We start from the raw sequence: 13,524 nt of genomic DNA on the forward strand, positions 1-13,524 counted from the left end.
AAAATTCTTATATAATATTTAAATTAGTTTAAGAGAGAGTTAAATGCAGGATGCAGCTTTAGTTTTACAAGATGGCAAGTGTTTTTTAGGAAAATCAATAGGTAAAAAAGGCAAGTGTATAGGTGAGGTTTGTTTTATCACTGGTATGACCGGTTATCAACATACTATAACCGATCCTTCTTTTGCTGATCAAATAATAGCGTTCACTTTTCCTCATATTGGTAATGTTGGAATAAATCATAAAGATAATGAAGGAGAAAAAGTTTTTGCAAGTGGTGTGGTTATGCGTGAACTTTCTCCTATGTCTCACTCTTCTTCATATATTAGCTTAAATGATTGGTTGGAGAAAAATAATGTGGTTGGGATATCGGGAATTGATACTAGAGCGTTGACGAGACATTTGAGAAAATATGGATCTCAAAATGGAATGATATGTCCTTCAAGTGAGGCGCATATATTGGATGAATTGAAGAAATACAAATCTGTGAATGGAATAGAAATAACCAAGAAAGTTAGTTTAAGTAATAACTTTAAAAGCGATCTTAATGCAAAATATAGAGTTGTAATTGTTGATTTCGGTGTAAAAATTAGTATAATCTCACGCTTAGTAGAACTTGATTGTACGATTGAATTAGTCAAACCAGATACAGGTTTTGCTTACAAAATATTAAGCATGAACCCAGATGGTATAGTGCTTTCAAATGGTCCTGGTGATCCGCAAGAGATAGGGGAGAGTGTAATTTCAGAGATAGAAATTATTGTAAAGTCTAAGGTGCCGGTTTTCGGCATATGCCTGGGCCATCAATTACTTGCAGTTACTTTGGGAGCAAAGACTGTCAAGATGGATATTGGTCATCGAGGGAGTAATCATCCAGTTTATGATTTTGAGAGTAAAAAAGTTGAGATAACTAGCCAAAATCATGGTTTTGTTATTGATTCAGCTTCTCTTTCAAGTAACGTTGAGGTTACTCATATTTCTCTATTTGATAATAGTGTAGAGGGAATAATGATGAAGGATTGCCCAGTCTTTTCTGTGCAGTATCATCCAGAAGAGGCGCCAGGCACTCATGATTCGCATTATTTGTTTAGGCGTTTTATTGATAATATTATGTTATACAAAATGAAATCTAACTGATTTCAGTTAGATTAGCTTTTATTACTTGATCTTTTGGATTTGGATGTTTAATATTAGGGATAATAAAACTTAAGTTAAGGTAGTGTTCTCTTAACAGATTTTTGTGGAGGAGTGACCGAGTGGTTAAAGGTAACAGACTGTAAATCTGTCCGCGTTGCGTACGTAGGTTCGAATCCTACCTCCTCCATTGTGCGGGTATAGCTCAATGGTAGAGCTCTAGCCTTCCAAGCTAGTGACGTGGGTTCGATTCCCACTATCCGCTCTTTTTTTTGTTGTATTTATATAAAATCAACATATTATTTATTGATGTATTTGTATTTTAGGTAGAAGAGTTAAAGTTATGACAGCGATAGTAGAAGCATTTGGAAAGCCGCATGTAAATGTGGGAACGATAGGACATGTGGATCATGGGAAGACAACGTTAACAGCGGCGATAACAAAGCATTATGGTAATTTTGTAGCATATGATCAAATAGATAAAGCGCCAGAAGAAAGAAAGAGAGGAATAACAATAGCAACAGCGCATGTTGAATATCAAACAGAAAAGAGACACTATGCACACGTTGATTGCCCTGGACATGCTGATTATGTAAAGAATATGATAGTAGGTGCAGCACAGATGGATGCAGCGATATTGGTAGTGTCGGGGGTTGATGGGCCGATGCCACAAACGAGAGAGCATATATTGCTAGCAAAACAGGTGGGTGTTGGATATATCGTGGTATATATAAATAAAGCTGATGTTGCTGATGCTGATATGATAGATTTGGTGGAAATGGAAGTGAGAGAGTTGCTGAGTAAGTATGGATTTCCAGGTGATGAAGTGCCTGTGATAGTTGGGTCTGCGTTAAAAGCATTAGAGGATGATAGTAGTGAGTATGGAAAGAAATCAATAGATAAATTGATGGAGAAGTTAGATGAGTATGTAGCAGTACCTCCAAGGCCTATAGATTTGCCGTTTTTGTTGCCAATAGAAGATGTATTTTCAATATCGGGCCGAGGGACGGTAGTAACAGGAAGAATAGAGAAGGGGGAGGTAAAGACAGGGGATGAGATAGAGATAATAGGTCTGAAAGCGACACAAAAGACGATATGTACTGGTGTTGAGATGTTTAAGAAGTTGCTAGATAAGGGAAGTGCAGGACTCAATGTAGGAATATTACTAAGAGGAACAAAGAGAGAAGAAGTGGAGAGAGGGCAAGTATTGGCAAAACCAGGGACAATAACCCCGCATAAGAAATTTAATGCGGAGGTGTATATATTGAAGAAAGAAGAAGGAGGAAGGCATACACCATTTTTTGGAAATTATCAGCCACAGTTTTATTTAAGAACAACGGATGTAACTGGGAGCATAAAATTGCTAGATGGAAAGGAGATGGTAATGCCAGGGGATAATGTAAGTATAGAAGTGGAGTTGCAAGTACCAATAGCAATGGATAAAGGATTGCGTTTTGCGATAAGAGAAGGTGGTAGAACTGTTGGTTCTGGCGTTGTTTCGGAAATTTTAGAATGAGTATAACAACTAAGATGAAGCAAGATATATATATTAGAATCAAAGCTTTCGATTGTTCTTTATTGGAAAAGTGTATTCGGGAGTTTATTGATCAATTAAAGCAGTTTAATGCAGATTTATCTGGTCCGATTGCGTTGCCAAGAAAAGATTCTAAATTTACTGTTAATAGGTCTCCTCATGTTGATAAAAAATCTCGTGAGCAATTTGAAATGAGAATTTCTAAGCGGTTAATTATTGTACATAATCCTACTTCTACTATGATGAAGATGCTTGCAGATTTATCTTTTTCTGCTGGTGTAGAAGTGGATTTAAAGGTTAAGGAAGTTAATATTTAGGAAAAGAAAAATGAAGAGAATAAATTCGCTTAGGAGAATTGGTTTGTTAATGACGAATGTTGGCCATACTGCTATGTATTTTGATAATAGTTGCATGGCTGTAACCTTATTGCATCTCAGCGAAACTTATATTATCGATATAAAAGGACAAGATAAATGTGGCTACAATTCAGTCATTTTAGGCACAGGAGATTTAAAAAAAATAGCAAAGCCTCAGTTGGAATATTTAAAGAAAAAGGGTGTAAATAGTAAATGTAAACTATATGAAAGTAGATTAACTGATCTATTCGGAATAGAATGTGGTAAAAAAGTGGGGGTTAATCATTTTGTAGTTGGTCAATATCTTGATATTACAGGTTATTCTTTAGGCAAAGGGTTTGCTGGTGTGATGAAGCGGCATAACTTCAGTGGGCTTAGGGCATCTCATGGTGTTTCTATCGCTCATAGATCACAAGGTTCTACTGGTCAATGTCAAGATCCTGGTAGAGTATTCAAGGGGAAGAAAATGGCTGGTCATTTAGGTAATAGCAGAGTAACTGTACAGAATATGAAAATATTATCCATTGATTGTGAAAATAGCATAATTGCTGTAAAGGGTAATAATGTTCCTGGGTTTAAAAACTCTTATGTTTTTGTGAGAGATGCAGTTAAAAAGCCTTTACATAAAGATGTTCCTTTTCCAGTAGGTCTGCTGTTGAATATGAGTGATGATGCTAATAATTTGGTGAGTTAGTTATGGAATGTGAATTAGTTGATCTATCTAATAATAATGTAGGTAGTGTTGAGCTTAATCCCTTGATATTTTCTGCCAAGCAAAAATTGAGTATTTTGCATGATATAGTGAGATGGCAATTAGCAAAGAGAAGAGTTGGTGCTCATAAAACAAAGGGTATCAGTGATGTTTCTGGTACAACAGCTAAGCCGTATGGTCAAAAACGCACCGGTAGGGCGAGACAGGGGAGCTTGCGATCTCCTCAGTTTAGAGGTGGTGGAATTATTTTTGGTCCTGTTGTGAGGAGTCATGCTTACTCTCTTAATAAAAAAGTACGTAAATTTGGTTTGAAAATTGCTTTATCTCTAAAATATTTAAATAATCAAGTTATTGTTCTTGATAGTTTAAATGTTGATGTGAAGAAAACATCTAAAATGTGTGAATATATTAAAAATTTTAAATTTTCTTCTTTTTTAATAGTTGGTGATTATGGAGATGATTTGTTACGTGCTGCTAAAAATTTGCATTATGTAGATTTAATCAAACCTATTGGGTTAAATGTTTTTGATATATTGAATCATGAATGCGTGATGTTAACAAAAGACACTTTAAAGCATCTTGAAGGTAGATTGTTATGATTAAATATAATAATATAATAAAATCTCCTGTAATCACAGAAAAGGCTTCTCTTTTAAGAGAGAAGTTTAATAAATACTCTTTGTACGTTTTTGTAAATGTAAATAAGCGTCAAATAAAATCGGCAATAGAGTCTTTATTTAATGTCAGAATTTCTTCTATAAATGTTATTAGAGTTAAACCTAAATATAGACGGTTTAGGGGTGTGATTGGTTGTAAAAAACAGAGAAAAAAGGTTTATTTTTCTTTGATAGATGGTCAAAAATTAGATATAATGAGCGTTTAATATGGGTATGAAATTTTTTAATCCTGTTACTCCGTCTTCTCGTGGGACTGTATTAATAAGTAAAGTTGGTTTATCAAAAGATAAGCCGGAGAAGTCTCTTGTATTTGGTAAGAAATCCAGTGGTGGAAGAAATAATCATGGTAGAATTACAACTCGTCATAGAGGTGGTGGTCACAAGAAGAAGTATAGAGTTATAGATTTTAAACGTAATAGAAGAGATCAGGGTATAGTTGAGAAAATAGAGTATGATCCAAATAGAAGTGGATTTTTAGCATTAATATCATATAAGGAGGATGATGCTAAATCTTATATATTAGCTCCTCAAGGTATGAAGCCTGGTGATGTTGTGACAGCTGGAGATGATGCTGATATTCTGCCAGGTAATTGTTTGTTGTTGAAATATATACCTGTTGGTTCTTTTGTTCATAACGTTGAATTGAAGCCAGGTGGTGGTGCTGTAATTGCTAGAGCTGCGGGTTGTTGTGCGCAAATTGTTGGTCGTGATGGTCAATATGTTTTATTGCGGCTTAGATCTGGTCAAGTTAGGTTGATTTTATCTTCTTGTAAAGCCACTATTGGTGTAGTATCTAATCTTGATCATAAGAATAGAAAGTTAGGTAAGGCTGGGAGAAGTAGGTGGCTTGGAATTAGACCGGCTGTGCGTGGAGTTGCAATGAATCCGATTGATCACCCTCATGGAGGTGGAGAAGGAAAAACTTCTGGCGGTCGTCATCCTGTTACTCCTTGGGGTGTTGCAACAAAAGGAAAGAAAACTAGGAAAAAAAATAAATCTAGTGATAAGTATATAAAAAAATTGAAAGGTTAATTTATGAGTAGATCTGTATGGGAACCACCTTTTTTACACCCATCTGTACTAAGATTAGTTCAGAGAGCTTTAAAAGAGGGTTCTATTAATAAGGTGATAAAAATTCATTCCAGGGCTTCTGTAATTCTTCCTAATTGTTTGGGTTTAAAATTTGCTGTTTATAATGGTAAAGATTACATTCCTGTTAGTGTTGATAATCAGAATATGATAGGTCATAAATTCGGTGAATTTTCACCTACTCGTAAATTTACTGGGCATGGTGGTGATAAAAAGGCAACAAGAAGGTAGGCAATTGATATGAAAAATAGGGATATAATAGTTGAGGCTGGTTCTAAGGTTTTAAGATCAACTCCTCGCAAATTAAATTTGGTTGCTGATTTAGTGCGTAATAAAAAAGTTTCTTTTGCTAATGTACAATTAAGATTTTGTGAAAAAAAGGCTGCCGATTTTATAATGAAGGTGTTGAATTCTGCAATTGCTAATGCTCAAAATAATTATGGATTGAACGTTGATAATTTATATATAAAGGAAATTTTAATAGGTAAGTCACTTACTTTGCGTAGAGTATATCCAAAAGCTATGGGTAGGGCTAATAGAATGAGCAAATTTTATAGTAATATAACTATAAAATTGAAAGAAATTGTATGATTTATAGAAATGGAAAATTAATAAGGAAAGTGTAAAAATATGGGACAGAAGGTTAATCCTAAAGTATTTAGATTGCAAATAAATAGTAATACCTGGGATTCTGTTTGGTGTGCTACGGACGATTATAAACAGAAATTGCATCAAGATCTATTTATTCGCAGTTATATAAATGAATCCTTTAAGCATGCTGGTATTTCTAAAGTAACTGTAGAGCGTACAGTTACTTTAGTGTCTGTAATAATACATTCTTCTAAACCTGGGGTTATAATAGGTAAGAAAGGTTTGGATGTTGAGAAGATAAAGCAAGAAATAGCTAAAAAAGTAGGAAGTAGTGTCGAAGTGAATGTAGTAGGAGTTAAAAAGTCTGAAATAGATGCAGCTTTAATATCAAGGGGTATTACATATCAGCTAGAAAAAAGGATTTCATGTAGAAGAGCAATGAAAAAAGCTATTCAAAATTGTTTGAAGATGGGTGCTGGGGGTATTAAAGTAAGTTGCTCTGGGCGTCTTGGTGGAGCTGAAATAGCTCGTACTGAATGGTACAAAGAAGGTCGTTTGCCTTTGCACACTTTACGTGCTAATATAGATTATGCTTTTTGTGAAGCGAAAACTATATGTGGTATTATAGGAGTTAAAGTTTGGGTTTATATTGGTAGTTAAGGTATATTGAAATGTTTGTTCCCAAAAAGAGTAAATATAAAAAGGTATTTAAGGGGAGAATTAAGGGTAATGCTAAGGGTGGTAGCACGCTGTCTTTTGGAGATTATGGATTAAAAGCTATGGAAGTAGGTAAGGTTCAGTCTAAGCATATTGAAACTGCAAGACGCGTAATATCTAGAACGTTAAAACGCTCTGGTAAAGTGTGGATAAGAATTTTTCCTGATACCCCAGTTAGTAAAAAGCCAGCAGATGTACGTATGGGTAAAGGGAAAGGTAGTGTTGAATTTTGGGTATTTAAAGCTAAGCCCGGTAGGGTTTTGTTTGAAATTAGTAGTGATGTTCCCATGCATTTAGCAAGATTGGCGCTTGAAAAAGCGACTGCTAAGCTTCCTATGAAGTGTAAATTTATATCTAATCATAATTGAATGGAGTTGCAATGGATATGGTTAAATTTGAATCAGAATCTTCACAAGGATTACATGAACTTCTTGTGAATTTGAGAAAAGAATTTGTTAATTTGGCTTTTCAAAAAAAGCTGGGCCAGTGCAATAATTTTTCGCGTTTTAGCTCAATAAGAAAGAGCATAGCTCGTAGTCTAACTGTGTTAAATAGAAGAAAGAGAGAGGGAAGAAATGCCTAAGAAGGTTTTTTGTGGTGTCGTAACTAATGCTGAGTCTGATAAGACTGTAAAGGTTTCGGTATTACAAGTGTATAAGGATAGGCTGTATAAAAAAGTTATTAAAAAATACAAGAAGTATACAGCGCATGATGAGAATAATAGTTGCAAAAAGGGAGATAGGGTTTTAATACAGGAACATAAGCCTATTTCTGTTACTAAAAAATGGGTTGTTATCAATGGCTAAAATGGAATGGGTATTTGTATGATTCAAAAAAACACATTGTTAGAAGTAGCTGATAATTCTGGTGCGCGTGCAGTGCTTTGTATTGGCTTGTTAGGTGGTAGAAAATCTGCATCTGTAGGTGATACGATTATTATATCTACTAAGTCTATTAACCCAAAAGGTAAAGTTGAAAAAGGAAAAGTATATAAAGCAGTTGTTGTTAGAGTAAAAAATAATGTTAAGAAATCTGATGGTTCTGTAATTCGTTTTTCTAGCAATGCTGTGGTTTTAATTAATGATCAAGGTGAACCACTTGGCACTCGGGTGTTTGGTCCGGTAAAAAAGTTATTATCTGGTTCTTTTATGAAAATAATGTCATTAGCTGATGAGGTTTTATAATGAGTGCTAAAATAAAAAGTGGTGATGATATTATAGTTTTAACTGGTAAAGATAAGAGAAAAATTGGTAAGGTAATCAAAGTTATAATACGTGATGCTAAAAAGAAAGTAGTTGTTTCTGGCGTAAATGTGTGTAAGAGACATACTAAACCAAGAGCTGGTAGTGGTGGTGGTATATTGAATAAAGAGTTAGCTGTTGATGTATCCAATGTTGCAATATTGGATCCTAAGTGTAAAACTCCAACTAAAGTAGGATTTAAGATTATAGATGGTAGAAAAGTGCGTTTTGCAAAAGTTTCTGGAGAAGTGATAGATTAGGTTGATATGTTTAAACAATTGTATAAAGATAGTATAGTAAAATCCTTAAAGGATAAGTTTAATTACGGCAATGTAATGCAAGTTCCTAAACTTGTCAAGGTGTGTATCAATATGGGCGTTGGAGATGCTGCTACGGACAATAAAGCGATAAATGAGCCATTTGATAATCTACATTTGATTGCTGGGCAAAAGCCTGTGTCAACCTTTGCAAAAAAATCTATTTCTGGTTTCAAAATTAGAAAAGGTGCACCTGTGGGTTGTAAAGTGACTTTACGTAGAAATAAAATGTATGAATTCTTAGAAAGATTAATATATATTGCTTTGCCAAGGGAAAAAGATTTTAGAGGGTTTAGTGTGAAGCAATTTGATGGTCATGGTAATTTTTCCTTTGGTATCAAGGAGCATATATCATTTTTAGAAATAGACTATGATAAAATAAGTAAAATTAGAGGTATGGATATTAATATTATAACAAGTGCAGTTAGTGATAAGGAAGCAAAGGAATTATTACTGGCTCTTAAATTCCCTTTTTTTGATAATTGAGAGAAAAAATATATGGCAAAAAAATCTATGATACAGAAGAATCTTCGTAGAATAAAGTTATGCGATCAGTATAGGGAGAGAAGGGAAGAATTAAAATCTATAATGAATAATAAGGATTTATCTATTGCAAAAAGGTTTGCAGCTCAAAGTAAGCTGATTAAAAAATTGCCTAGAGATTCTTCTGAAATCAGAATTAGGAATAGATGCGCTTTAACTGGTAGGCCGAGAGGAGTATATAGAAAATTTGGTTTATGTAGGATTGTTTTACGTGATTTGTGTTCTTTTGGACAAGTTCCAGGGGTTACAAAATCTAGTTGGTAAATGTGATATAAGGAGTGTAATAGTGTCGTTATCTGATGGTATTGGTGATTTTTTAACAAGAATACGTAATGCTCAATTGGCAATGCATAGGGAAACAAGAGTCCTATTCTCTAAAGTGAATTCTTCTATATTGAAGATTTTAAAAGAGGAAGGGTATATTCTTAATTATAAAAAGCAAGAGAGTGATAGTGTCCCTTCGCTTGTTGTGCAGTTGAAGTATTATGATAAATCACCTGTGATTAATGATATAGCTAGGGTATCAAAGCCCGGTTGTCGTTATTATTCTAAGTGTAAGGACATTTCTAAAGCATATAATGGTCTTGGAATTTTTATTATATCTACACCGAAAGGAGTGATGACCGATTATAATGCACGTAGATTAAAAGTTGGTGGAGAAGTTTTGTGTCGTGTATTTTAAATGATAGGAGAAATGTATGTCTCGTATAGGTGCCGCACCTATCAATATTCCTGCTGATCTTTCAGTTGAATATAATGATGGTAGGGTGTTGATAAGAAGTGTTAGGGCAGAAAAAGAGCTGAGCTTGTGTAGTGGCATTCTGTGTCAGATAGTTGATAATCAATTGTTACTTTCTGTTGATCAAGACAGGGATGATTATGATAAAATAAAATCTATATGGGGCACTTATAGAAGTAATATTAATAACATGATTAACGGTATGGTTAATGATTTTTTTGTTGATCTTGAGATTAATGGTGTGGGATATAAAGCAGAATGTGATGATAAGTGTTTGACTTTATATCTTGGTTATAGTCATAATATTAAGTATAAAGTGCCTAAATATGTTGAGATTAAGTGTATAAAGCCAACTCATTTAGTGATTCGCGGTATGGATAAGCAAAAAGTCTATATGGTGGCTTCTGATATATGTAAAATTAGAAAATATGATCCTTATAAAGGTAAGGGTATTGTAATAAAAGGCAAATTTATGCTGCGTAAGGTTGTAAATAAAAAGAAGTAATGAAAATGAAAAGATTGTATAATTTTTTAAGTGGCTATGAAAAAAGGAAACTTCGTAATAGAGCGAAGCTCGATAAGAGCGCTGGACGTTTACGTATATCCATATTTAAGTCTAATAAACATTTTTACGTTCAGTTGATTAACGATGCAAAAGGAACAACCCTAGCTTCTGCTTCTACTTTGGATGATAAAATTAGGAATGTATGTAAAGGTAGGGTAAATGCTGAAACTATAAAACAGGTTTCTTCTTTAGTGATTGAGCGTCTGCCTAGTACAAAATTGGAGCAGCGGTTCGTCTTTGATCGGGGGGCATATAAGTATACAGGATTGATTTCTCAATTTGCTGAGGCTTTAAGAAGCTCTGGATTTAAATTTTAGAAGGTTTTAAATATGGCTGTAAAGAATTTACAAAATAATAATGATTTATCAGAACTTTTAGTTTCAGTCCGAAGAGTAACAACGGTTACCAAAGGTGGTAGAAGATTTTCATTTTCAACTTTGGTTGTTGTTGGTGATGGTAAGGGTAGGGTAGGATGTGGAATAGGTAAACACGCAGAGGTTGCTGAAGCAAGAGTGAAAGCTGTAAATGCTGCAAAGAAGTCGATGATTAGGGTGTACTTACGTGAAGGTAGAACTTTACATCATGATATTAAGGCTAAATTTTGTTCTGGTGAGATAGTTTTAAGAGCTGCAAGAACTGGAACAGGTATTATTGCTGGTGGAGCAATGAGGTCGGTTTTTGAGGTATTAGGTATAAAGGATGTGGTAGCTAAGTCTACTAGATCAAATGATCCTCATAATATTATATGTGCAGTATTTAAGGCTTTTGATGTTATGTTATCTCCTCGCCAAGTGGCAGGTAAGAGGGGTAAAAAGATTAGTGAGATAGTTGGAAATAGGTAAAGTATGAATGATGCTGTAAAATTAAATTCTATATTTACCAAATTATCTAAGAAAAAGAAGCCTAAATTATTAGGTAGAGGTATTGGTTGTGGTAAAGGTAAAACATCCGGTAAGGGGCATAAAGGGCAGAAAGCGAGAAGTGGCGTTTCTATAAATGGTTTTGAAGGTGGACAGCAGTCTATATATACTCGTTTACCTAAAAGAGGTTTTAAGCCTATACGCAAAAACTTATACTCTATATTTAATGTTGGTGATGTACAGTGCTTAATGGAAGCTAAAAAAATAGTCAAGGATTCTATCATAGATAAGGAGCTACTGCATAAATTAGGTTTTATCAGATCTGTTAAAAGTAAAATCAAACTTCTTAATAAGGGTAAATTAAGCGAAAAATTTGTGTTTCATGTTGATTTTGCATCAGAAGCTGCAAAAAGATCTGTAGCTTCAGTTGGTGGTAGTGTAGAAATACTATCGTAAATCATGAACAGTAAATTTGCATTTAATAGTTTGGATTCTACGTTGTTATATAAAAGTGATTTACTAAAGCGTATATTTTTTACGCTAATGGCTTTAGTTTGTTATCGTTTAGGCACTTATGTTCCTATCCCTGGAGTTAATCTTGATATAATCAATGATATATTTCCAAAGGAGAGTTCTGGTGTTTTTGGAGTATTTAATTTATTTTCTGGTGGCGCTTTAGCTAGAATGACGATCTTGGCGTTAAACGTTATGCCATACATAGTTGCATCCATAGTTATGCAATTATTATCCTCTGCCGTTAAAGGAATCAATGAAATTAAAAATGAAGGAGAGTTAGGACGTCGAAAGATGAACTCTTATATACGCTATATGACTATAGTGTTTTGTATCTTTCAATCAATTACGATCTTAATAGGGTTAGAAAGAATGAATAGAGAAGGGGTATTAGTTGTAGTTGAACCTGGTATTATGTTTCGTACTATAGGTATCTTTAGCCTTTTAGGTGGAACTATATTTTTAATATGGCTTGGTGAGCGGATCAGTGTGAGCGGTATAGGAAATGGTATCTCATTAATCATTTTTACTGGCATAACATCTGAATTACATAATGCTTTATCATCTCTGCTAACATTAAATAAAAATGGTAGTATGTCATTTTTCATTACCCTTTTTGTTATAGCATTGTTTTTTTTACTGCTCCTTTTAGTCATTTTTACAGAATCTTCTTATAGAAAGGTAATTGTTCAATATCCCAAAAAACAGTTTAAAAAATTACATAATGATGATTTTACTTACATTCCATTGAAGATCAATTTATCTGGTGTAATACCAACTATTTTTGCTAACGCAATTCTATTAACGCCTATTTCAATTGCAAATTTCTATAAAGGTCATGCCATTGCTGATTTTATTTTAAACTACTTTATGGCAAATAAAGTGATGTACATTATAACTTACTTAATACTCATAGTACTTTTTAATTTTTTCTATACCAATTTTATATTTAATCCAGAGGAAAATGCTGATTTTCTTAGGAAAAATGGTGGTTTTATTCCTGGTAGAGGGCCTGGAAAACATACTTCTGATTATCTTCAAGATATAGTTTTTAAATTAACATTTATTGGGTCTGCGTATTTGGTGGTAATATGTACTGTACCTGAAGTTATGAGGTATCATTATGATATACCATTTATTTTTGGTGGGACGAGCTTGCTGATTATAGTTAACGTTATTACTGATACTATTATGCAAGTACAATCTTATGTTTTTTCAAATAGGTACGATAGTTGGATAAAGAAATATGAGTCTAAAACAAGGAGACTAAAGTGATTATTACAATTTTTGGTCCTCCTGGCTCTGGTAAGGGTACTCAGTCCAGTTTGTTAATAGCAAAGTATAATTTTAAATTAGTTTCAGTAGGAGATTTATTAAGGAATATTATATCTAGTGGGAGTAAATTAGGTAAAGGAATAAAGGATACTGTTGAATCTGGTAATTTAATTCAAGATGAAGTTATATGTAAATTATTGTGTGACCAGCTTGCATTAATAGATGGTGATTTTTTGTTAGATGGTTTTCCAAGAAATTTAAATCAAGCTCATTTTTTAACTCAAGTTTTGCAAAAAAGATGCAATAGGGATGTTGATCTTGTAATTGAGTTGCAGCTTGACGATAATATTGCAATTGATAGATTAAAAGATCGTCTTACTTGTTTGGATTGTAAAACTATATATAGTATATCTTCTTTTAAAAATACTACTTGTGCTAAATGTAAAAGTACGAGATTGGAGAAGAGAATTGATGATGCTAATATGCTTGCAATTAATAAGAGGATAAGAGAATATCATTTTCAGATGAAGGGTTTGCGCGAGTATTATAAGGGCAAATTGTTAACAATTAACGCTAATTTGAGTGTTGATAGAGTAATGCAAGAGATTGAAAGTAAAATTTCTTGTAATTTGATTTGACTATAAGTTGTTTTATGGTATAAAT

At 33.6% G+C, this 13,524-nt stretch carries 24 protein-coding genes and 2 tRNA genes; all 26 read left to right on the top strand.

Translation table 11 applies throughout. The annotated features are described in order from the left end of the window. The first annotated feature begins 43 nt into the window (after positions 1-43). Positions 44-1,135: a glutamine-hydrolyzing carbamoyl-phosphate synthase small subunit gene (gene carA / locus EJB00_RS01535; RefSeq protein WP_135352895.1), complete on the top strand. Its 1,092-nt coding sequence runs from the start codon at positions 44-46 to the stop codon at positions 1,133-1,135. A 105-nt stretch (positions 1,136-1,240) separates the two neighbouring features. After that, a tRNA-Tyr gene (locus EJB00_RS01540) sits at positions 1,241-1,322 on the top strand. Between the two features lie 4 nt (positions 1,323-1,326). Then, a tRNA-Gly gene (locus tag EJB00_RS01545) sits at positions 1,327-1,397 on the top strand. 78 nt (positions 1,398-1,475) lie between these two features. Beyond that, entirely contained in the window at positions 1,476-2,648 is a 1,173-nt protein-coding gene (tuf, locus tag EJB00_RS01550) for an elongation factor Tu (RefSeq protein ID WP_015587867.1), read from the top strand. A gap of 14 nt (positions 2,649-2,662) precedes the next feature. After that, complete coding sequence (gene rpsJ, locus EJB00_RS01555; protein WP_012482004.1) at positions 2,663-2,983, top strand: 30S ribosomal protein S10; 321 nt, start codon at positions 2,663-2,665, stop codon at positions 2,981-2,983. Positions 2,984-2,993: 10 nt separating this feature from the next. Next, complete coding sequence (gene rplC / locus EJB00_RS01560; RefSeq protein ID WP_015588345.1) at positions 2,994-3,716, top strand: 50S ribosomal protein L3; 723 nt, start codon at positions 2,994-2,996, stop codon at positions 3,714-3,716. 2 nt (positions 3,717-3,718) lie between these two features. Beyond that, positions 3,719-4,333, top strand: coding sequence for a 50S ribosomal protein L4 (gene rplD / locus EJB00_RS01565; RefSeq protein WP_006012216.1), 615 nt, complete (start codon positions 3,719-3,721; stop codon positions 4,331-4,333). Next, positions 4,330-4,617, top strand: a complete 288-nt coding sequence (locus tag EJB00_RS01570; protein WP_015588346.1) for a 50S ribosomal protein L23 — start codon at positions 4,330-4,332, stop codon at positions 4,615-4,617. Before rplD ends, EJB00_RS01570 begins: the two co-directional genes overlap by 4 nt. 1 nt (position 4,618) lies before the next feature. Continuing rightward, complete coding sequence (gene rplB, locus EJB00_RS01575) at positions 4,619-5,443, top strand: 50S ribosomal protein L2 (protein WP_135352893.1); 825 nt, start codon at positions 4,619-4,621, stop codon at positions 5,441-5,443. A gap of 3 nt (positions 5,444-5,446) precedes the next feature. Then, positions 5,447-5,731 (top strand): 30S ribosomal protein S19, encoded by a 285-nt coding sequence (gene rpsS, locus EJB00_RS01580; RefSeq protein ID WP_135352892.1) that lies wholly within the window; start codon positions 5,447-5,449, stop codon positions 5,729-5,731. 9 nt (positions 5,732-5,740) lie between these two features. Then, on the top strand, positions 5,741-6,091 hold the full coding sequence (gene rplV, locus EJB00_RS01585; protein WP_135352891.1) for a 50S ribosomal protein L22: 351 nt from the start codon (positions 5,741-5,743) through the stop codon (positions 6,089-6,091). Between the two features lie 39 nt (positions 6,092-6,130). Further along, a complete protein-coding gene (gene rpsC, locus EJB00_RS01590) occupies positions 6,131-6,751 on the top strand; it encodes a 30S ribosomal protein S3 (RefSeq protein ID WP_135352890.1) in 621 nt (206 codons plus the stop codon). An 11-nt stretch (positions 6,752-6,762) separates the two neighbouring features. Beyond that, complete coding sequence (rplP, locus tag EJB00_RS01595) at positions 6,763-7,176, top strand: 50S ribosomal protein L16 (protein ID WP_006012233.1); 414 nt, start codon at positions 6,763-6,765, stop codon at positions 7,174-7,176. A gap of 11 nt (positions 7,177-7,187) precedes the next feature. Beyond that, on the top strand, positions 7,188-7,391 hold the full coding sequence (gene rpmC, locus EJB00_RS01600; protein ID WP_015588349.1) for a 50S ribosomal protein L29: 204 nt from the start codon (positions 7,188-7,190) through the stop codon (positions 7,389-7,391). Further along, positions 7,384-7,614 carry a 30S ribosomal protein S17 gene (rpsQ, locus tag EJB00_RS01605; protein ID WP_015588350.1) on the top strand — a complete coding sequence of 77 codons (231 nt, stop codon included), beginning with the start codon at positions 7,384-7,386 and terminating at the stop codon, positions 7,612-7,614. Before rpmC ends, rpsQ begins: the two co-directional genes overlap by 8 nt. An 18-nt stretch (positions 7,615-7,632) precedes the next feature. Further along, positions 7,633-7,992, top strand: a complete 360-nt coding sequence (gene rplN, locus EJB00_RS01610) for a 50S ribosomal protein L14 (RefSeq protein WP_015588351.1) — start codon at positions 7,633-7,635, stop codon at positions 7,990-7,992. After that, positions 7,992-8,309, top strand: coding sequence for a 50S ribosomal protein L24 (gene rplX / locus EJB00_RS01615; protein WP_015588352.1), 318 nt, complete (start codon positions 7,992-7,994; stop codon positions 8,307-8,309). The genes rplN and rplX overlap by 1 nt, the downstream gene beginning before the upstream one ends. Before the next feature lie 6 nt (positions 8,310-8,315). Further along, positions 8,316-8,852: a 50S ribosomal protein L5 gene (gene rplE, locus EJB00_RS01620; RefSeq protein ID WP_015588353.1), complete on the top strand. Its 537-nt coding sequence runs from the start codon at positions 8,316-8,318 to the stop codon at positions 8,850-8,852. Between the two features lie 12 nt (positions 8,853-8,864). Continuing rightward, positions 8,865-9,173, top strand: a complete 309-nt coding sequence (gene rpsN, locus EJB00_RS01625) for a 30S ribosomal protein S14 (RefSeq protein WP_015588354.1) — start codon at positions 8,865-8,867, stop codon at positions 9,171-9,173. 22 nt (positions 9,174-9,195) lie between these two features. Beyond that, the gene (gene rpsH / locus EJB00_RS01630; RefSeq protein WP_015588355.1) at positions 9,196-9,591 is read left to right on the top strand and encodes a 30S ribosomal protein S8; all 396 of its coding nucleotides are present in this window, start codon (positions 9,196-9,198) and stop codon (positions 9,589-9,591) included. Between the two features lie 16 nt (positions 9,592-9,607). Further along, a complete protein-coding gene (gene rplF, locus EJB00_RS01635) occupies positions 9,608-10,153 on the top strand; it encodes a 50S ribosomal protein L6 (RefSeq protein ID WP_135352889.1) in 546 nt (181 codons plus the stop codon). 5 nt (positions 10,154-10,158) lie between these two features. Continuing rightward, entirely contained in the window at positions 10,159-10,530 is a 372-nt protein-coding gene (gene rplR, locus EJB00_RS01640; protein ID WP_015588357.1) for a 50S ribosomal protein L18, read from the top strand. Positions 10,531-10,542: 12 nt separating this feature from the next. Further along, the gene (gene rpsE / locus EJB00_RS01645; protein WP_010404712.1) at positions 10,543-11,055 is read left to right on the top strand and encodes a 30S ribosomal protein S5; all 513 of its coding nucleotides are present in this window, start codon (positions 10,543-10,545) and stop codon (positions 11,053-11,055) included. Between the two features lie 3 nt (positions 11,056-11,058). Continuing rightward, positions 11,059-11,529: a 50S ribosomal protein L15 gene (rplO, locus tag EJB00_RS01650; RefSeq protein ID WP_135352888.1), complete on the top strand. Its 471-nt coding sequence runs from the start codon at positions 11,059-11,061 to the stop codon at positions 11,527-11,529. A 3-nt stretch (positions 11,530-11,532) separates the two neighbouring features. Then, positions 11,533-12,861, top strand: coding sequence for a preprotein translocase subunit SecY (secY, locus tag EJB00_RS01655; RefSeq protein ID WP_135352887.1), 1,329 nt, complete (start codon positions 11,533-11,535; stop codon positions 12,859-12,861). Next, complete coding sequence (locus EJB00_RS01660; RefSeq protein WP_015588361.1) at positions 12,858-13,499, top strand: adenylate kinase family protein; 642 nt, start codon at positions 12,858-12,860, stop codon at positions 13,497-13,499. The genes secY and EJB00_RS01660 overlap by 4 nt, the downstream gene beginning before the upstream one ends. Positions 13,500-13,524: the final 25 nt, after the last annotated feature.

Origin of the sequence: Wolbachia endosymbiont of Drosophila mauritiana (assembly GCF_004795975.1) — a bacterium.
Classification (GTDB): domain Bacteria; phylum Pseudomonadota; class Alphaproteobacteria; order Rickettsiales; family Anaplasmataceae; genus Wolbachia.